The sequence below is a fragment of the Bradyrhizobium sp. LA2.1 genome (genome assembly GCF_040547725.1).
Taxonomy (GTDB): domain Bacteria; phylum Pseudomonadota; class Alphaproteobacteria; order Rhizobiales; family Xanthobacteraceae; genus Bradyrhizobium; species Bradyrhizobium barranii.
In genome coordinates this window covers 72,230-91,273 of the sequence record NZ_JBEPQI010000003.1, presented here as the reverse complement: position 1 = coordinate 91,273, position 19,044 = coordinate 72,230, and the positions used below count along the sequence as shown (strand labels likewise).

Sequence of the window (19,044 nt, the reverse complement as noted above, 5' to 3'; positions counted from 1 at the left end):
GCATATCATGGGGCGCGTCTTTATCGCCGGCAGCATCAACATGGATGTGGTGGCGACCGCCGATCGCCACCCAAAAGTCGGCGAGACCGTCGCCGGCCGGCAGGTGCTGTATTTTCCCGGCGGCAAGGGCGCGAACCAGGCCGTCGCGGCGTCGCGACTCGGTACGAAGACCACGCTGATCGGCCGGCTTGGCAAGGATTCATTTGGCGCTGAGTTGCGGACGTTCCTCGGTGCACAGGGCATCGAGCTCGGCTCTGTTCGGGACGCCGACACGCATAGCGGCACCGCGATCATCACGGTCGCGGCCTCCGACAACACCATCGTCGTCATCCCCGGCAGCAATGCGCTGGTCGGCGCTGACGATGTCGCGGACGTTCCGCTGGCGAAGGGCGATGTGGCCGTCAGCCAGTTCGAGATTCCGCTGCCGACGATTGCCGCCTTCTTCCAGCGCGCCCGTAGCGCCGGCGCCACGACGCTGCTCAACCCGGCACCGGCGCAAAAGATGTCCGCCGAGCTGCTGGCGCTCGTCGACATCCTCGTGCTGAACGAGACCGAGCTCGGCTTCCTCGCGGGCGTGGAGCTTTCCGACGGCGACGAGGCCGCAAAAGTCATCGACGTCGCGCGGCAACTTCAGGCGCGCGAGGACCAGACCATCTGCGTGACGCTCGGCAAGCGGGGCGTGCTCGCGCTCGCCGGCCGCGAGGAATTCGCGGTGCCCGGCCGCGTGGTGAAAGCGGTCGACACCACCGGCGCCGGCGATTGCTTCGTCGGCGCGCTTGCGGCGCAGCTGGCGGAGGGTGTGTCTTTGCGTGCCGCGCTCGCCTTCGCCAACGCGGCCGCCTCGATCAGCGTGCAGCGGATGGGCGCTGGGCCGTCGATGCCGACGGCCGCGGAAGTCGCCGCGGTCTTGTAGATCGCGGCGCTTTCTTCACCTCGCCCCGAGAGCAGGCCGAGGGGAAGATCAGGCCAGCGCGCTCTTCAGGTCGAAGCCTTCGTCCGCGGCCTGCTCTGGCGTGATCGAGCGCTCCAGTCCGAACAGGCGGCGACCGAACATGTGGTCGCCGGCACGGTTGACCGACTCGATGCCGAGCAGTCTGTCGCCCTTGTAGCAGAACGCCGAGAACGCTTTCTTCGCGGGATCGCCGCGCAGCACGACGCGGTCATAGCCGGTGGTCAGCCCCGCCATCTGGAGCTTGTCGTCGCCCTGATCGCTCCAGAACCAGGGGTGACTGTCGTAGGCCTTGCGGTCGCCGGTCAGCCGCGCCGCGAGGCAGCGGGCGTGATCGGTGGCGTTCTGCACCGACTCCAGCCGCTGCGATCCGCCGAAGCGCGGACTGGCGAACAGCGCGCAGTCGCCGATCGCGGAGATGTCAGGATCGGACGTCGAGAGATATTCGTCGACGATGATGCCGGCGGCGACGGCAAGCCCCGCCTCCGCCGCAAGCTCGATGTTCGGCAGCACGCCGACACCGACCACGACGAGGTCGGCCGGCAGATGCCTTCCGTCGCTCAAGGAAACGCCGGTGACCTTGCCGCCCTCAGCCTCGATCGAGGTTGCCTGCACACCGAGGTGAATGCGGATGCCGGCCTCGCGATGCCGCGCCTGAAAATACTCCGAGACCTCCGCCGTCACCGCGCGCGCCATCACGCGCGGGGCGAGTTCGAGCACGTCGACCTCGAGCCCCTTGATCCGCGCGGTGGCCGCGAATTCCAGGCCGATGAAGCCGGCGCCGATGATCACCGCGCGCTTCTTCGACGGCATGATCTTCCGCAGCGCCTCGCTGTCGTCGAGGATGCGTAAGTATTTCACGTCGGGCAAATTCGCATTCGGCAAATCAAGCAGCCGGTTGCGCGCGCCCGTGGCCAGCACGAGGTGGCCGTAAGGCAGCGTCTCGCCGGATGCGAGATGCACCTTGTGGCCGGCGCGATCGATCGACACTGCGCGGCCTGCGATCAGCTCGATCTTCTGATCCTGGTAGAATTTCTCCGGCCGGAACATCAGGCTCTCCGGCCCGGCCGAGCCCTTGATATAGGCCTTGGACAGCGGCGGCCGCTGATAGGGCAGATGCGCCTCGTCGTTGATCAGGCAGACGCGGTCGGAAAAGCCCGCCTGACGCAGGGATGCCGCGACCTGATAGCCGCCATGGCCGGCACCGACAATGATCACCGGACCACCCGTCATTGGAACAGCCCATTTCCGGAGACACGAGCGTCACCCATGTCGTCTCCTCTCTCGCTGATATTGGCTTGGCTTGCCCAGGAGGAGCCGGCGCTCGTGTCCGTTCCTAAACGAAGGCGGCCCCATTTGAGCCCATCATTCCGTCCTGCGCAAGAGCGGCATGCGGGGATTGTCACCCCCGACCTTCTGCGATTTAGTTGCAGCAACGACCTCATGCCGGGGATATTCCAGATGCCAGCTCCCGTCTCCAAACCCGATGATCCCGCCCTGCTGCGGATCGACGGCCCGATCGCAACCATCACGCTCAACCGCCCCGCCGCGTTCAACTCGGTCAACCTTGCAATCGCGCAGAAGCTCGAACAGCTCGCGGCCTATCTCGAAGGCGCCGACGACATCAGGGTCGTCGTGCTCGAAGGAGAAGGCCGCGCCTTCTCGGCCGGCGGCGATCTGCAGACGATCGGCGCTGCGGCCGAAACCGGCACGGTCACGCCGGTCGTTGGCGAGCTGCTGAAGCACTATCACGCCTTCATTGAGATGATCCGGCGCATGCCGAAGATTTCGCTGTCCAGCGTGCACGGCTCGGCGGCCGGCGCCGGCATGGGCCTCGCCTTCGTCACCGATCTCTGCATCGCCGCGGAGGATGCCAAGTTCACGCCGGCCTATGCCAAGATCGGGGTGTCGCCGGACGGCGGCTCGACGGTCGGGATCGTCGGTACGGTCGGATCGCGCCGTGCGCTCCAGATCTTCCTGTCGGAGGACAATTTTACCGCGCAACAGGCCTATGAATGGGGCCTGGTTGCGAAGGTCGTCCCCGCCGCGGAGTTGAAGGCGGCCACGCGAAAACTCGCCGAGCGCCTGGCGCAGAATCCGCCGGCGGCGATCGCCGGCACCAAGTCGCTGGTCTACCAGGCCGCGACCACGCCGGTGAAGCAGCAGCTCGATGCCGAGGAGCACAAGATCATCATGGCGATGAATACGGAAGATTTCCGCGCCGCCGTGAAGAAATTCACGAGCAAGGGCAAGTGAGCGTGCCGGCACCGGCGCGCTCGTTCTGCGGCCTGCGCCACGGCGCGACCGACTGGAATAGGCAGGGGCTATTTCAGGGACGAACCGACAACCCGCTGAACGCGGACGGCCTTGCGCAGGCGCACGAGGCCGCGGACATGTTGCGCGGTACCGGCATCAGCCGAATTGTCGCGAGCCCGCTGGTGCGCGCGGCCCGAACGGCCGAGATCATCGCAGACGCCATCTCGGTGCCGCTCTCGATCGATGACGGCGTCATCGAGTTCGATTTCGGAAGCTTTGAGGGCCTCCCTGTCCGCGACCTCATGATCAAGCACGGCGTCAATTCGGCGACGGGCCTCGTCTCGATCCTGCCCGCCGACGGCGAAAACTGGGACGCCATGACCGAACGGTCGCTGGCTTGCGTCTCCGCATGGCTCGACCGTCATCCTGACGACGACTTCCTGTTCGTCTGCCACGACGCGGTGATGCAGGGAATGGCGAAATCGCTCGCCGGCAGCTATTTCAAGAACAGCCACGGCACGCCGTTTCGCTACCTCCGTGAAGGCGAGCAATGGCGCGTCGAGCAGCTCGTCACTTAGGACAGATGTAGCCTGTCCCCGCCGGCGACTTGAAGCAGCCGACCGATTCCGGCAGCACTTTCTGCGGCAGCCACAGCACCACGCTCGGGAAATAGATCGCGAACGCGATCGTGGCCAGGAACACCACATAGATCGGCAAGGCGGCGCGTAAGGCCTTGGCAAAACTGATGCCGACGAATTTCGAGGCCATCAGCAGCACCAGGCCGTATGGCGGCGTGATCAGGCCAAAGGCGAGCGTGGCGATCAGCACCACGCCCATATGCACGGCGTTGATGTCGCCGGCCTCGGTCAGCGCGTTGACCAGCGGCATGAAGATGATGATGGTCGGCACTGGCTCGATGAAGTCACCGACCACAGTGAAGAGCAGCACCATCAGCAGCATGATCAGATGCGGATCGTTGCCGGCAATCGAGGTGATCATGTCGGCGATGTAACTCGCACCGCGTAAGTAAGCGAGCATCCAGCCGAAGGCATTGGCAGCGCCGATCGTGATCAGCGGCAGCGAGAAGATCAGGCCTGCAAGGCAGAAATCATATGGGATCTTTTTGATATGACCGCGGTTCAGCGCGGGGATCACGACGACGACAATCCAGACCACCGCAACGACGCCGGCTTCCGTCGGCGTGAACCAGCCGGTGAGGATGCCGCCGAGCAAAATGACAGGGATCATCAGCGGCAGGGCGGCGTCACCCGCGGCGAACACCACCTGCCGCAGCGGCGCGCGGGGCTTGCGCAAGCCGGAGGGGCCGAAGAAGTAGCAATAGATCATCAACCCGAAGCCGATCATCAGCCCGGGCACCACCCCCGCCATGAACAGGCCGGCGATCGAGACGTTGCCGACCGCGCCATAGACCACCGCCGTGATGCTCGGCGGCACCAGCGCCGCGATGGTCGAGGCAGACGCGATGATCGCCGCAATGAAGGCGGGCTCGTAGCCCTCGCGTTTCATCGGGCCGCCCAGCGCACGGCTCATCACGGCGACGTCGGCAGTGGTCGAGCCCGACATTTCCGAGAAGAACATGCTGAAGACAACGACGACTTGCGACAGCCCGCCCCTGATGTGCCCGACCAGCGACACTGACAGGTTCGCGATCCGCACTACCACGTTCGCCGAGCTCATGAGCTCGCCGACCAGCAGGAAGAACGGGATCGCGAGAAGCGCTTCGGAATCGACGCCGTCGAAGATCTTCTGGATGATCGCGGCCAGCGAGACATCGGAGAGGAGCGCACCAATGAAGACGCCGGCCATCAGCGAGAACGGCACGGGCACGCCGAGATAGCCGAACGACAGGAAGCAGATCGACATCAACGCCAGGACAACGGGTGCGCTCACGGTTGCGCCCTCATCTGCACGTCCGTGATGACGGGCGCTCCGTCCTCTTCGGGCGGCTCGCGATGGTCGAAGCCGTTGCGCAAGCCGTTGACGAGCTGCTCGATGGTGAACAGTCCGATCAGCACGCCGGACAGCGGGATGATCGCATAGAGCGAGGCGATCGGAGTGCCCGACGGCAGGCGAAAACTGCCGAAGCCGCGGAGATAGTTCTGATAGCCGTACCAGACCAGGCAGAAGGCGACGCCGAGCACGACGAGACGAATGATCACTTCGACGATCAGCCGCGCCGTGCCGTGCATCGCTTCGGAGATCGCGGTGAGATAGAGGTGATCGTTGCGCCGGGTCGCGACCGCGGTCCCGACGAAGATCGCATAGATGAACAGCGTCGAGGTGACTTCCTGAAGCCACAGCCAGGGATGGCCGATGGTGCGTGTGACGATGTCGGCGGTGACCGACAGGGAGAAGCCGAAGCAGAGCACGCCGCACAGAACCATCAGCGCAAGCTCGAGCCAGTCGAGCCAGCGCCACTTGAGGTGACGCTGGCGTTGAACGAGCAGTTTGTCGGCGATGGGCATTGTTGCTCCCGGCTGCAGCTTTCCGTCATGGTCGGGCTTGTCCCGGCCATCCACGCACTTGGTGCGGGCTCGAAGGAAGAACGTAGATGCCCGGGACATCTGGCGCGAAGGCGCGCTTCGCGCTTCTGCCCGGGCATGACGACTTTGCTGGAACTAGTTCACCGACCGGATCAAATTCTTGATCTTCTCGGCATGCGGGCCGAGCTCCTTGGCGAGCTTGTCGAGATAGGGATCGGCGATCGCCGTGAAGCTCTTCTTGTCGACGTTGTCGACGATCTTCACGCCCATCTTCTTCAGCTTGTCGGCCGCCGTGCGCTCGAGGTCGAACGCCTTCTGCGGCTCTTTCGTGCTGACCTCGTTGGCCGCCGCCTGCACCCACCCCTTCTGCTCCGCCGACAGGCTCTGCCAGAGCTTGTCGGAGACGAACACCAGCGCGTTGTTGGCCTCGTGCTCGGTGATGTTGAGGACCGGGGCGACCTCGTAGTGCTTGTTGACGAGGTAGACATTGATGCTGTTCTCGGCGACGTCGACGACGCCGGTTTGCAAGCTCGTGTAGACGCTGCCGAACGGCATGTGCACGGTCTGGGCGCCGTAGGCCGGGAACATCATGTCCTCGGTCGCGGTCGCCTGGACGCGGATCTTCAGCCCCTTGACGTCGCCGACATTGTGGATCTCCTTCTTGGAGTACATATGGCGCACACCCTGCGAACCGGTCGCAATCACGTGCAGGCCCTGCGTGGTCTCATCGATCATGGTCTTGAGCGCTTCGAACACGCGGGGATCGGCCAGCCCCTTGACCACGTGGTTCTCGTCGCGGAACAGGAAGTGCAGCGACATCACGCCGGCCTGCGGCGAGATCGTCGCGGTGTTGGCCGAGGAGATGATGGCGAATTCGATGTCGCCGGCCTTCACGAGCTGGAGCACCTGCGGCTCCTGCCCGAGCTGCGCGCCCGGATACTGGTCGATGATCATGGTGCCCTTGCTCAATTCCTTGAGCTTTTCGGCAAAGAGGTCGCCCGCGATGGAATAGCCGGTGTTGCGCGGCTGATCGTAGGCAAAGCGATAATGCTTCACCTCCTGTGCCCCGGCCCCGGTGACGAAAAGTACGGCGGCCATGGCCACCAACCCACGCATGGATCGTGCAATCATCGTTTCCCCCTGTTTTATCGCCCGCCGCTTGTGCGGTCTGAGCGCTCGTTCGGGTGGTTCGTCACCCCTTCTCAGTCTGCTTCCCAGTCCTCTGCATGAAATCGAAGTCGCAGCCCTCGTCGGCCTGCATGATGGTCTCGTTGAACAGCCAGGCATAGCCGCGCCGCGCCTCGTCGGGTGCTGCGGCCGGCTTCAATGCGGCGCGCCGACGCTCCAGCTCGGCGGCATCGACCAGCAGCTCGATGCTGCGCTTGGCAACATCCAGTCGGATCATGTCGCCGTTCTTCACCAGCGCGAGCGGTCCGCCGACGGCGGATTCCGGCGTGATGTGAAGCACGATGGTGCCGAACGCGGTGCCGCTCATGCGCGCGTCCGAAATGCGCACCATATCCTTGGTGCCGCCGCGCGCGAGCTTCTTCGGGATCGGCAGATAACCCGCCTCCGGCATGCCGGGCGCGCCCTTGGGGCCCGCGTTGCGCAGCACCAGCACGTCGTCGGAGTTCACGTCGAGATCGGGATGGTCGACCCGCAAGGTCATGTCCTCGACGGATTCGAACACCACAGCGCGCCCGGTGTGCTGCAACAGCTTGGGGCTCGCGGCCGACTGCTTGATGACGGCACCGCGCGGGGCGAGATTGCCGTGCAGGACGGCAAGGCCGCCTTCCTTCTTGATCGGATTGTCGCGCGGACGGATCGCATCCTGGCCAGGCACGTCCTCCGCATTCGCGACGACATCGCGCAGCGTCTGGCCGCTGATGGTTTTCGCGTCGAGATCGACGAGATCGCCGAGTTGCGCCAGCAATTTCGGCACACCACCGGCGTGGTGGAAATGCTCCATGTAGTGTTCGCCCGACGGCTTGAGGTCGACCAGCACCGGCACTTCGCGGCCAATCTGGTCGAACACTTCGAGATCGAGGCGGTGGGGCGAGCGGTGCGCCATCGCCGTCAGATGGATCAGGCCGTTGGTCGAGCCGCCGATCGCCTGGAGCACGACCTGCGCATTCCGAAACGACGCCGGCGTCAGCAATTCGCTCGGCTTCGGCCCCTTGGTCTTGGCCATCTCGGCGGCAACCCTGCCGCTCGCTTCGGCCAGGCGAAAGCGTTCGGCATGCGGCGCGGGAATCGTCGCGCTCATCGGCAGCGAGAGACCCATGGCTTCGATCATGCAGGCCATGGTCGAGGCCGTGCCCATCACCATGCAGGTGCCGACCGACGGCGCGAGGCGGCCATTGACCGCTTCGATCTCCGCATCGTCCATTTCGCCGGCGCGATATTTGCCCCAGAGACGGCGGCAGTCGGTGCAGGCACCGAGCACCTCGCCCTTGTGATGGCCGACCACCATGGGACCGACGGGAATGACCACGGTCGGCAAATCGGCGCTGATCGCCGCCATGACCTGCGCGGGAAGGGTCTTGTCACAGCCGCCGATCACGATCACCGAATCCATCGGCTGCGCGCGGATCATCTCCTCGGTGTCCATCGCCATCAGGTTGCGCAGATACATCGAGGTCGGATGCGCAAAGCTCTCGGCGATCGAGATGGTCGGAAACACGAACGGCATCGCGCCCGACAGCATCACGCCGCGCTTGGCGGCCTCGATGATCTGGGGGACGTTGCCGTGGCAGGGATTGTAGTCGCTATAGGTGTTGGTAATGCCGACGATCGGGCGCTCCAGCGCGTCGTCGGAATAGCCCATGGCCTTGATGAACGCCTTGCGCAGGAACAGCGAGAAGCCGGCATCGCCATAGCTCGTCAGACCCTTGCGCAAACCACTCGTCATCATACCGCTCCTTCTCGCTTGCCATTGTGCTACAGCCTGCCCCCTGATTGTCAATAAGATTGGGCCAGATCGTCGCGCTTTCTGGCCCAGACACCGCCTTCCGACACAAATTATTGACAATCCGGATTCTCCCTGCTCCACAAGGCGGACCGGCATAAGCCGGAGGCTGAGGGCATGTCCGACATCCGCACCGAAGACGCCATGCCGGTCCGGCGCGACGATCCGGACGACGTCGTCGCGCGGCTGGAAGAGGACATCATCTTCGGCCGCCTGCCGCCGGGCGCGCGCCTGACCGAAGACGCGCTGATGTCGCGCTACGGCACCTCCCGGCACTTCGTGCGGCAGGCCTTGGTGGATGCCGAGCGCCGCGGCATCGTCCGCCGCGAGAAGAACGTCGGCGCCACCGTGCGGTTCTACTCGGCCGAGGAAGTCCGGCAGATCTACGAGGTGCGCGAGATGCTGACCCGGCAGGCCGCGCTGATGATCCCCCTGCCCGCGCCGCAAGGCCTGATCGACGAACTGACCGCACTGCAGCGGCAATATTGCGCGAAGGCCGATGTGCAGGATCTGCGCGGCATCCACGAGGCCAACGATGCCTTCCACCTCGCGCTGTTTTCGGCCTGCGGCAATCCCTATCTGGTCCGCTCGCTCCAGGACTACATGAACCTGACGCTGCCGATGCGCGCCAAGAACCTCGCCGACCGCGATGGCCTTGCGCAATCGCGGCGCCAGCACGAGCTGATGATCGAGCTGTTGAAGGGCCGCGACAGCTGGGCGCTGGCGCAGCTGTGCGTCGACCACATGCAGTTCAGCAAGTCGGATTATCTGGCAAGGATTGCGGGGGAAGAGGCACGGCGGTAGGGCTTCACTTCGACGTCTCAGGAACTCGCGACCGGCCGGCGCGCGACGAGGACTGTGCCGATGCATTGCAGCACGATTTCACGCTTTTGATTGCGGAGATGAATCTGGTTGCGGACGACACCCCTGTCGGAATGCGACTTGGTTTCGCGCTTCTCTAGGATCGTCACCTCAAGACCAAGCTCGTCTCCCGGGCGCACCGGCGCGGGCAACCTGAGTTCATCAAAACCGAGCCCGGCCAGGACACGAAGCGAAAAGGGGTGTGTCTTGCTCAACAACGAAATGAGGATCGCGAAGGTGTGAGCACTTGATGCCGTCAGCCCCGCAAAGACCGAGCGCGCGGCAGCTTCCTCATCGACATGAAAGGGCTGCGGGTCGAACTTCCTGGCAAACTCGATGATTTCGTCCCTCGATACCTGATACGGGCCCGCTGTCCGCAATTTGCCGACCTCAGCCTCGTCGAAATACAGGATGACCATCAACGTCTCCCAAGTGCCGGCTGGATGTGATGAAACCTTAGCCGCCCTGCCGCTCAAAGTCAGCGGATCGACGCTGCCGCTCTGCTTGGTCGGACGTGAGATGAACCCGTAGGATGGGCAGAACTCTTGCGAAACCCATCGCCTCAGTCTTTCTCTTTCGGGTTCAACTGCCGAGTAGCCCTCGAATGTTCAGTATCGCTTCAGCAGGCCGCGATCCACGCTGGCATCACCATAGTCGGCGCAAGCCCCTTTAGGATCCTTGATCAATTCCGCCAGGACGCGCTTGATCGTCTTGCTGGCCGCCTCGAACACCTCGGGACGAAACCTGCCGGGATCGTAGCTCTCGCCATCGTGGGCCTTTATCGCCGCGGAAAAGGTGTCGATCATGGCCATCGCCGCCTCAGGGCTACCGAGAAGCCGGGCGCCGAGCTGAACGCCGCCGGCGCCGTCGACTTCGTAACCGTCGCATCGCTGCTCAAGCACCACCGATGCGGTGACGAGCTGGTCGAGAAACGTCGCCTCGGCGTCGCTGAGCGTTGCGGCTTGCAATGGTCCTGTCACGATCATCGCGAGCATCGCGACGGCTGATAGCGTGATTTTCAAGCGCGCCCCTGACGACCCATGACAAGGCCGTACAGGAAGAGGAGGATGATGGCTCCGACCACGCTGCCGATGAAGCCGGCGGCCTCTCCGAAATGATACCAGCCCACGGCTTGACCGAGCCAGGTCGCGACGAACGCGCCGACGATTCCCAAGACCGTCGTCAGGATGAACCCCGTGGGCTCGGACTTGTCGCCGGGCATGATGAATTTCGCGACCACGCCGACGATAAATCCAATGATGATCGTCCAAAGGATACCCATGTCCATCGCTCCATTCGGTCGGTTTGCACATCAACGTCTGAAGGAATGCGTGATCACTTGATGGCCAGACGATCCCGGGAACGACGTTGATCTAGATCAATGGGTGGAAGCGGCCGGGCCGAAAGCTGGCGCCTGCTCTCTCTTGCGCGGGAAGGCGCTCAATGCGCTCCGCAACGCGAAGCGGATCAATGCATGGCGATCATTGGCGAGATCACGCACACCACGACCTACCGCTATGCAAAGCCGGTGACGTTCGGCACGCACCGGGCGATGTTCCTGCCGCGGCGCGGCGCCGCGACCCGGCTGCTTCGCTGGTCCGCTGCTACCAGCCTGCCGTCAAAGGTGCATTGGGTCACCGACTCCCGCTCCAATGCCGTCACGGTGATGGACTTCAGCGAACCCGGCAGCGAGCTGACATTCACGTTCAGGGTTCGTGGCGTCTATTTCGGCATCAAGGGCCTGGAGACATTTCCGCTGGAGCCCCGGGCCGAGGAGGTCCCCGTGCAGTACACCCCGGACGAATGGACCGACCTTGCCGGTTACCTGCGCCCGCATGCCGACGATGCAGACGGCAGTCATGCGGCGTGGACCAAGAGCTTCGTTGCCGGCGATCAGGATCGGACCGCCGACGTGCTGCGCCGAATGCTCGGCAAGTTTCGCAGCGACTTCAACTATCGCGGCAGAGATGCCGAAGGCACACAGTCACCCGGCGAAACGCTGCGCACGAAATCGGGCACCTGCCGGGACTTCGCCTGGCTGATGATCGAGACGTTGCGCCGGCTCGGCTTCGCCGCTCGCTTCGTCAGCGGTTATCTCTATGATGCGGCGCTCGATGGCGGTGCCGTGGGCATGACCGGCTCCGGCGCGACCCACGCATGGGTGCAGGTATTCCTGCCCGGTGCCGGCTGGCTGGATTACGATCCAACCAACAGTCTGAGCGCCGGCTTCGACCTCATTCCGGTGGCCATTGCGCGGCATCCGGGCCAGGCCGTGCCGCTGACTGGGTCATGGTTCGGCGATCCCGGCGACTATTTGGGCATGTCGATCAATGTCGCCGTCAACAAGATTGGCGAAATGCTCGATCCTTCGGAAGCGTAGGCTACCGAGATAGGCGCGGCGGTCGCTGACCATGGCATTTTATCGCAACAGTACGAAGGGACATGGGCCGCTCGACGCCGTCGCCGTCCCATTCGAGGCCCTGAAGGGCAGGATCCGGCAACTTTACGAAGGCGACACGTTCGGCTGCATAAAATTCCGATACGCCCTGCTTGCGCTCGACATCGTCACGGTTCTGTTCATCATCGCGACCTCGTTCCTGCCTCGCAACAGGGCCGTCGAGTCGCTCGATGTCGTGTTCGGCGTCCTGATCCTTGCGGACTTCGCCGCACGGATGATCATCAGCCGTCAGCCGCTGCACGACCTGGCGCGGCTTTCGACCTGGACCGACATCGTCGTCATCATCTCGTTCCTTGCGCCGCTCGCCGGAGAGGCCGGCGGCTTCTTGCGCGCATTTCGAACATTGCGGCTGCTGCGCGACTACCAGATGGTGGCGCGCCTCCGGGTCGACAGCCCCTTCTTCCGCCGAAACGAGGAAGTCGTTTTTGCCGTCGTGAACCTCGGCGTGTTCATTTTCGTAATGACCGGGATCGTCTACGAGACGCAGAAGTCTCACAATCATCAGATCGCCAACTATGCCGACGCGCTCTACTTCACGGTCACCGCACTGACCACGACCGGCTTCGGCGACATCACCTTGCCCGGGACCGTCGGCCGCCTGATCACCGTCGTCATCATGATCTTTGGCGTGACCCTTTTCCTGAATCTCGCCAAGGCACTGCTCGCGCCCTCCAAGGTACGCTTCCCCTGTCCGGTTTGCGCCCTGCAGCGCCACGATGTCGACGCGGTGCATTGCAAAGCGTGTGGCACCGTATTGAACATTCCCGATGAAGGCATGGACTAGGCTGCAAGCCGGCGCGAGTGCCGCGGAGAGGCCCCCTCACCTCATAACTGGGGAGAGGGGGCATGGCATATCAGCGCTTATTCCAATCAATGATCCGGCTCGCATCGCCGTCGAACTCGTTGCTGCAGAACGCGCCGCCCTGGTAGTGGTCGCCGACCGGATCCGGCTTCAGCTTGGCCTGCTCGGCCATCGCGTGCTCGCGGAAATCCTCGGCGCGGCCGGTGGGGCGATAGCCGAATTCGTAGGCGCGGTGGTTGTCCCACCAGGCGCGCTCGTTGAGGGAGGCGCCGTAGAAGACCTCGAAATGGATGTCGGGATGTTCGAGCCCGATGCGGCAGAGCTGCACGAGGTCGTCGGGCTTCAGCCAGATCGAGAGCCGGCGCTGGTCGAGCGGCATGTCGCCGAAATTGCCGATGCGCAGGCAGGTCACCTTCAGGCCATGCTTGTCGGCGTAGAGCGCGCCGACGGCCTCGCCGAACACCTTGCTGACGCCATAACGACCGTCGGGGCGCGGGGTGACGTCGGTCCCGATCTTGTGGTGGCGGGGATAGAAGCCGACGGCGTGGTTGGACGAGGCGAACACCACGCGCTTGACGCCCTTGCGGTAAGCGGCCTCGAACAAATTGTAGCCGCCGATGATGTTGGCCTGGAGGATTTGGTCCCAGGTGCCTTCGACCGAATAGCCGCCGAAATGGATGATGCCGTCGACGCCCTCGCAGATCGCCTCGCACTGCGCGAGATCGGCGAGATCCGCCGCCTTGAATTGTTCGTTCGCGCCGAGATCGGCGGGCGGATTGATGTCGGAGAGCAGGAGATCCGGATAGGTCGGCGGCAGCAGCTTTCGCAGGCTCGTGCCGATTCCGCCCGAAGCTCCCGTCATCAAAATACGCGGCATGTCTTCCCTCGCCTGTGGTGACCGATTTGCGGCCGTAGATAACTGATGCTAGCAGACTTGGACAGAGGGAACGCAACAAAGAGACCTGCACATGAACGATGCATCGTCCCACGCTCAAGGCTGGCGGCCGGCGACCTATTACCCCGATCCGGCGATAAAAGCACTGGACCCCCGCTTCGAAAAATACTGGCTGAAGCTGTCGGCAGTGGAGCGGCTGGCGACCGGCCTGCGCTGGGCCGAGGGTCCCGTGTGGTTCGGCGACGGCCGCTATCTCTTGTGCAGCGACATCCCGAACCAGCGCATCATTAAGTGGGAGGAGGAGACCGGAACCGTCTCGGTCTTCCGAAAGCCCTCGAATTTCGCCAACGGCAACACCAGGGATCGTCAGGGCCGGCTCGTCACCTGCGAGCATGGCGGCCGCCGCGTGGTGCGCACCGAATATGACGGCAGCATCACCGTGCTGATGGATTCGTTCGGCGGCAAGCCGCTGAACTCGCCGAACGACGTCGTGGTGAAGTCCGACGGCTCGATCTGGTTCACCGATCCGACCTTCGGCCTGCTTGGCAATTACGAGGGCTACAAGGCGGAGCCCGAGATCGAGCCCAACGTCTATCGGCTCGATCCCGCGACCGGCAAGGCGACCATCGTCGCCGAGGGCGTGCTCGGTCCCAACGGGCTGTGCTTCTCGCCCGACGAGACGATTCTGTATGTCGTGGAATCGCGCGGCGTGCCGAACCGAAAGATCCTCGCCTATGACGTCTCGCCCGACGGCACCACGATCTCCAACAAGCGCGTGCACATCGACGCGGGCCCGGGCACGCCCGACGGCATGCGCTGCGACATCGACGGCAATCTCTGGTGCGGCTGGGGCATGGGCGATCCCGAGCTCGACGGCGTCGTCGTGTTCGCGCCCGACGGCGTCATGATCGGCCGCATCTCGCTGCCCGAGCGCTGCGCCAATCTCTGCTTCGGCGGCGTCAAGCGCAACCGCCTGTTCATGGCGGCAAGCCAATCGATCTACGCGCTGTATGTAAACACGCAGGGCGCGGTCGGGGGATAGGCGTTCCGCAGAGACGGTCTCGTAGGGTGGGCAAAGCGAAAGCGTGCCCACCGCTTCTTGTTCGTCGCGGAATGGTGGGCACGTCGCTACGCTCCTTTGCCCACCCTACGAATTCCCGCGTTGCAGACACGTCGACAAAACAAAAACGCCGGAGCGGTTTCCCGCTCCGGCGTCATGTTGGTTCTCGACGTAAGCTTACGCCGCGTTGAAGCCCGCAACGGCCTTCACTTCGAGGAAGTCCTCGAGGCCGTACTTGCCCCACTCGCGGCCGTTGCCCGACTGCTTGTAGCCGCCGAACGGCGCGGTGCGGTCGTTGGGCACGCCCTGGAGGTTGACGTTGCCGGCGCGGATCTGGCGACCCACGCGCTTGGCGTCCTCAACCGAAGCGCCCGAGACGTAACCCGCGAGACCATAGGGCGTGTCGTTGGCGATGTGCACGGCTTCGGCTTCGTCCTTGGCGCCGATGATGGTGAGCACCGGTCCGAAGATTTCTTCACGGGCGATCGTCATGTCAGGGGTGACGTCGGCGAAGATGGTCGGACGGACGTAGAAGCCCTTGTTGACGCCTTCGGGCAGGCCCGGACCACCGGCGACGAGCGTTGCGCCCTCGTCGATGCCCTTCTTGATGAGGCCCTGGATCTTGTCCCACTGGCCGCGGTTGACGACCGGACCAATGGTAGTGCCTTCAGCGCGGGGATCACCGGCCTTGGTCTTGTCGGCGACGGCCTTCGCGATCGCGGCGACGTCCTTCATCTTCGACAGCGGCACGATCATGCGCGATGGCGCGTTGCAGGACTGGCCGGAGTTGTTGAACATGTGCATCACGCCGCCGGTCACCGCCTTCTGCAGGTCGGCACCTTCGAGGATGACGTTCGGCGACTTGCCGCCGAGCTCCTGGCTGACGCGCTTCACGGTCGGCGCCGCGCGCTTGGCCACGTCGATGCCGGCACGGGTCGAGCCGGTGAACGAGATCATGTCGATATCAGGATGCTCGCTCATGGCGGCGCCGACCTCGGGGCCGAGGCCGTTGACGAGGTTGAACACGCCCTTCGGCACGCCGGCTTCGTGGAGGATTTCCGCGAAGATCAAAGCCGAGGTCGGGGTGAACTCCGACGGCTTCAGGATCATGGTGCAGCCGGCGGCAAGCGCAGGCGCAACCTTGCAGGCGATCTGGTTCAGCGGCCAGTTCCAGGGCGTGATCATGCCGACCACGCCGATCGGCTCGCGCAGCACCATGGCGGTGCCGACCGGTTCCTCGAAATGGTAGTTCTTGAGCACGTCGAGCGTGGTCATGAGGTGGCCAAGGCCGGCGCCGGCCTGGAGCTTCTCCGCCATCGGCAGCGGCGCGCCCATCTCGTCGGAGACGGCGGCACCGATCTCCTTGAGGCGGCCCTTGTAGATCTCGATGACTTTCGTGAGCAGCGCGACGCGCTCCTCGCGGCTGGTCTGGGAGAAGGTTGCAAAGGCGCGCTTGGCAGCAGTGACAGCCTTGTCGACGTCAGCCTTGGAGCCCAGCGCAACCTCGTACATCGCCTCTTCCGTCGCGGGATTGACCACGGCGGTGGACTTCTTGACGGCGGGATCGACCCAGGCGCCGTCGATGTAGAATTGCATGCGATTGACCATCGTTAACCTCTTCTTGGGGCTTGGAGGGGGCGTTTCGGCAGGCATCCTTGCACGAAAGCGCCGGCAATTGAACCCGCCATATGCGGGGCCAGCGTTGCGGCGGACGGGGGATATATGAGCCGATGACGGGAACGAGGCAAGGCTCCCTCAGGTGTCATTCCGGGACGCGCCACTTGGCGCGGGCCCGGAATCCATAACCACGATCGGGAGTATGGCTTCCGGGCTCGACGCTACGCGTCGCCCCGGAATGACAGGGCAGTTACCTCAACTACACCGCCATCTTCCGATGCAGCACCGGCGCGCCGGTGGTGAGGCTTTCGGCCGCATCGATGATGGCGTTCGCATCGATGCCGTAATGGCGGTAGAGGTCCGCGATCGTGCCGGTCTGGCCGAACTGCTCGACGCCAAGCGCCTCGACGCGATGACCGCGGACGCTGCCGAGCCAGCCGAGCGCGGAGGGATGGCCGTCGATCACGGTCACGATGCCGCAGTCGCGCGGCAGCGGCGCGAGCAGCTTTTCGATGTGGCTGAGATGCTGCACACCCCGCCGATCGCGCCGCAATTTCCGCGCAGCGGTCCAACCCGCATGCAGGCGATCCGCCGAGGTGATCGCGAGCAGACCGATGTCACGGCGGCTCTCGCCGATGAAGCCGGTCGCCTCGATCGCTTCGGGCGCGACCGCGCCGGTATAGGCGATCACGAGCTCGGCATTGGGTCCCGGCTTGCGCAGCCAGTAGGCTCCGTCGGTGATGCCCTGCGCAAGCTCCGGCGTCATGATCCGCTGCGCCTGCTCGATGCTGCGCGTCGAGAGCCGCAAATAGACCGAGCCGCCCTCGCCCGGATCGCGCTGCATGTGATTGAAGCCCCAAGCCATGATCACGGCGAGCTCGTCGACGAAAGCCGGCTCGAACGAGGCGAGCCCGTCCTGCGCCATGCCGATCAACGGCGTCGCGATCGACTGGTGCGCACCGCCTTCCGGCGCCAGCGTGATGCCCGAGGGCGTCGCTGCCACCATGAAGCGCGCATCCTGGTAGCAGGCGTAGTTCAGCGCATCGAGGCCGCGCTCGATGAAGGGATCGTAGAGCGTGCCGACCGGCAAGAGCCGTTCGCCATTGATCTGGTGCGAGAGGCCCAGCGCCGAGAGCATGATGAACAGGTTCATCTCGGCGATGCCGAGCTCGAGATGCTGCCCCTTGGGTGAGAAGTCCCAATTGAACGTGGAGGGAATTTTCTCGCTGCGGAATAAGTCCGCCTTCTCGCCGCGCGCGAACAGGCCGCGCCGGTTCACCCACGGACCGAGATTGGTCGAGACTGTGACGTCGGGCGAGGTCGTGACGATGCGCCTGGCCAGTTCGCTGTCGCCGCGCGCGATCTCGTTCAGCACGAGGCCAAAGCCTTGCTGGGTCGACATCTGAGGCGACGGCTTGAACGCCAGCTGCTGGGGCACCTCGATAACAGGCGCGGTCAGCCGACGGCCGTCCTGGTTGAACGGCACGCGCGCAAGGAAGGCGTCGAGCTCGGCGGGGGCTAGCGCGAGGCCCTCGTACTTGTCCCATTCGTGGCCCGCACGAATGTTCTGGCTCTCGCGATATTTCTCCATCTGCGTGACCGTCATCAGGCCGGCGTGGTTGTCCTTATGGCCCTGGAACGGCAGGCCGACGCCCTTGATGGTGTAGGCGATGAAGCAGACCGGGCGGTCGTGATCGATCGACTCGAACGCCTCCAGCATGCTCGCCATGTCGTGGCCGCCGAGGTTCGACATCAGCGCCAGCAGCTCCTCGTCGCTGCGCCTGTCGATCAACTTGGTGATCGGGCCCTGGTCGCCGATCTCATCGTGCAGATGCTTGCGGAAGGCGGCACCGCCCTGGAAGCACAGCGCCGCGTAGAGCGCGTTCGGGCAATTGTCGATCCAGCGCTTCAACGCCTCGCCGCCGGGCTCGGCGAAGGCCTCGCGCATCAGGCGGCCATATTTCACGATCACCACGTCCCAGCCGAAATTGCGGAACATGGTCTCGAACTTTTCCCAGAGCCCCTCGCGCACGACGGCGTCGAGCGACTGCCTGTTATAGTCGACCACCCACCAGGTGTTGCGCAGGCCGTGCTTCCAGCCTTCGGCGAGCGCCTCGAAAATGTTGCCCTCGTCCATCTCGGCATCGCCGACCAGCGCAATCATCCGCCCTTCGCGGCGATCCTTCATCCAGCCATGCGCCTTGACGTAGTCCTGCACCAGCGATGCGAACAGCGTCTGCGCGACGCCGAGGCCGACCGACCCGGTCGAGAAATCGACGTCGTCGACATCCTTGGTGCGCGAGGGATAGGACTGCGCGCCCTTGAACCCGCGAAAGTTCTCCAGCTTCTCGCGCGTCTGCCGGCCGAACAGATACTGGATGGCGTGGAACACCGGGCTCGCATGCGGCTTCACCGCGACGCGATCCTCAGGCCGCAGGACGCCAAAATACAGCGCCGACATGATGGTCGCGAGCGAGGCGGACGAGGCCTGGTGTCCCCCGACCTTGAGCCCGTCCGCGTTGGCGCGGATGTGGTTGGCGTGATGGATGGTCCATGACGACAGCCACAGCGCCTTGCGGGCCAGCGCGGTCAACGTGTCCAGACGGGCGGTATCAACGGGCATGGCAATGCTCCCGGAAACAGGTCTGACGATGATACGCCTGCGGGCGGCGCC

General features: G+C 64.3%; 18 protein-coding genes. 7 read left to right on the top strand and 11 right to left on the bottom strand.

The window, feature by feature from the left end; genetic code table 11:
• Positions 1-7: 7 nt before the first annotated feature.
• The gene (locus ABIB95_RS05980; RefSeq protein WP_354238213.1) at positions 8-913 is read left to right on the top strand and encodes a ribokinase; all 906 of its coding nucleotides are present in this window, start codon (positions 8-10) and stop codon (positions 911-913) included.
• Between the two features lie 48 nt (positions 914-961).
• Here the strand turns inward: ABIB95_RS05980 and ABIB95_RS05975 are convergent, their stop codons facing one another.
• Positions 962-2,182: an NAD(P)/FAD-dependent oxidoreductase gene (locus ABIB95_RS05975; protein ID WP_354238212.1), complete on the bottom strand. Its 1,221-nt coding sequence runs from the start codon at positions 2,180-2,182 to the stop codon at positions 962-964.
• 228 nt (positions 2,183-2,410) lie between these two features.
• Between ABIB95_RS05975 and ABIB95_RS05970 the strand changes: the two genes are divergently transcribed.
• Positions 2,411-3,205 carry an enoyl-CoA hydratase/isomerase family protein gene (locus ABIB95_RS05970; RefSeq protein ID WP_166099363.1) on the top strand — a complete coding sequence of 265 codons (795 nt, stop codon included), beginning with the start codon at positions 2,411-2,413 and terminating at the stop codon, positions 3,203-3,205.
• Positions 3,202-3,783, top strand: a complete 582-nt coding sequence (locus ABIB95_RS05965) for a histidine phosphatase family protein (RefSeq protein WP_354238211.1) — start codon at positions 3,202-3,204, stop codon at positions 3,781-3,783. Before ABIB95_RS05970 ends, ABIB95_RS05965 begins: the two co-directional genes overlap by 4 nt.
• On the opposite strand, the gene ABIB95_RS05960 is transcribed toward ABIB95_RS05965, so the two are convergent.
• The 4 genes from ABIB95_RS05960 to ABIB95_RS05945 all read right to left on the bottom strand — a co-directional run bounded on the left by ABIB95_RS05960 (position 3,776) and on the right by ABIB95_RS05945 (position 8,620).
• Complete coding sequence (locus ABIB95_RS05960; RefSeq protein ID WP_166099373.1) at positions 3,776-5,116, bottom strand: TRAP transporter large permease; 1,341 nt, start codon at positions 5,114-5,116, stop codon at positions 3,776-3,778. The two genes, ABIB95_RS05965 and ABIB95_RS05960, sit on opposite strands and share 8 nt — an antisense overlap.
• Positions 5,113-5,691 (bottom strand): TRAP transporter small permease, encoded by a 579-nt coding sequence (locus tag ABIB95_RS05955; RefSeq protein ID WP_354238210.1) that lies wholly within the window; start codon positions 5,689-5,691, stop codon positions 5,113-5,115. Before ABIB95_RS05955 ends, ABIB95_RS05960 begins: the two co-directional genes overlap by 4 nt.
• 153 nt (positions 5,692-5,844) lie before the next feature.
• On the bottom strand, positions 5,845-6,840 hold the full coding sequence (locus ABIB95_RS05950; protein ID WP_354238209.1) for a TRAP transporter substrate-binding protein: 996 nt from the start codon (positions 6,838-6,840) through the stop codon (positions 5,845-5,847).
• A 61-nt stretch (positions 6,841-6,901) separates the two neighbouring features.
• The gene (locus ABIB95_RS05945; RefSeq protein WP_049810226.1) at positions 6,902-8,620 is read right to left on the bottom strand and encodes an IlvD/Edd family dehydratase; all 1,719 of its coding nucleotides are present in this window, start codon (positions 8,618-8,620) and stop codon (positions 6,902-6,904) included.
• 174 nt (positions 8,621-8,794) lie between these two features.
• Here ABIB95_RS05945 and ABIB95_RS05940 point away from each other — a divergent pair, with 174 nt between their 5' ends.
• Positions 8,795-9,481 carry a GntR family transcriptional regulator gene (locus tag ABIB95_RS05940; protein ID WP_354238208.1) on the top strand — a complete coding sequence of 229 codons (687 nt, stop codon included), beginning with the start codon at positions 8,795-8,797 and terminating at the stop codon, positions 9,479-9,481.
• Positions 9,482-9,498: 17 nt separating this feature from the next.
• Here the strand turns inward: ABIB95_RS05940 and ABIB95_RS05935 are convergent, their stop codons facing one another.
• The 3 genes from ABIB95_RS05935 to ABIB95_RS05925 form a co-directional block, all read right to left on the bottom strand.
• A complete protein-coding gene (locus tag ABIB95_RS05935; RefSeq protein ID WP_354238207.1) occupies positions 9,499-9,957 on the bottom strand; it encodes a MaoC/PaaZ C-terminal domain-containing protein in 459 nt (152 codons plus the stop codon).
• 189 nt (positions 9,958-10,146) lie between these two features.
• On the bottom strand, positions 10,147-10,560 hold the full coding sequence (locus ABIB95_RS05930) for a hypothetical protein (protein ID WP_354238206.1): 414 nt from the start codon (positions 10,558-10,560) through the stop codon (positions 10,147-10,149).
• The gene (locus ABIB95_RS05925; RefSeq protein WP_063986569.1) at positions 10,557-10,820 is read right to left on the bottom strand and encodes a GlsB/YeaQ/YmgE family stress response membrane protein; all 264 of its coding nucleotides are present in this window, start codon (positions 10,818-10,820) and stop codon (positions 10,557-10,559) included. The genes ABIB95_RS05930 and ABIB95_RS05925 overlap by 4 nt, the downstream gene beginning before the upstream one ends.
• Before the next feature lie 192 nt (positions 10,821-11,012).
• Here ABIB95_RS05925 and ABIB95_RS05920 point away from each other — a divergent pair, with 192 nt between their 5' ends.
• Together ABIB95_RS05920 and ABIB95_RS05915 are read left to right on the top strand one after the other, a co-directional pair.
• Positions 11,013-11,918: a transglutaminase family protein gene (locus ABIB95_RS05920; RefSeq protein WP_063984782.1), complete on the top strand. Its 906-nt coding sequence runs from the start codon at positions 11,013-11,015 to the stop codon at positions 11,916-11,918.
• Positions 11,919-11,949: 31 nt separating this feature from the next.
• Positions 11,950-12,780, top strand: coding sequence for a potassium channel family protein (locus ABIB95_RS05915; protein WP_354119772.1), 831 nt, complete (start codon positions 11,950-11,952; stop codon positions 12,778-12,780).
• Positions 12,781-12,850: 70 nt separating this feature from the next.
• Here the strand turns inward: ABIB95_RS05915 and ABIB95_RS05910 are convergent, their stop codons facing one another.
• On the bottom strand, positions 12,851-13,675 hold the full coding sequence (locus ABIB95_RS05910; protein WP_354238205.1) for an NAD-dependent epimerase/dehydratase family protein: 825 nt from the start codon (positions 13,673-13,675) through the stop codon (positions 12,851-12,853).
• Between the two features lie 91 nt (positions 13,676-13,766).
• Here ABIB95_RS05910 and ABIB95_RS05905 point away from each other — a divergent pair, with 91 nt between their 5' ends.
• Positions 13,767-14,735 (top strand): SMP-30/gluconolactonase/LRE family protein, encoded by a 969-nt coding sequence (locus ABIB95_RS05905; protein WP_354238204.1) that lies wholly within the window; start codon positions 13,767-13,769, stop codon positions 14,733-14,735.
• A gap of 195 nt (positions 14,736-14,930) precedes the next feature.
• On the opposite strand, the gene ABIB95_RS05900 is transcribed toward ABIB95_RS05905, so the two are convergent.
• Together ABIB95_RS05900 and ABIB95_RS05895 are read right to left on the bottom strand one after the other, a co-directional pair.
• The gene (locus ABIB95_RS05900; RefSeq protein WP_354238203.1) at positions 14,931-16,361 is read right to left on the bottom strand and encodes an aldehyde dehydrogenase family protein; all 1,431 of its coding nucleotides are present in this window, start codon (positions 16,359-16,361) and stop codon (positions 14,931-14,933) included.
• A gap of 268 nt (positions 16,362-16,629) precedes the next feature.
• Positions 16,630-18,993 (bottom strand): thiamine pyrophosphate-binding protein, encoded by a 2,364-nt coding sequence (locus ABIB95_RS05895; RefSeq protein WP_354238202.1) that lies wholly within the window; start codon positions 18,991-18,993, stop codon positions 16,630-16,632.
• Positions 18,994-19,044: the final 51 nt, after the last annotated feature.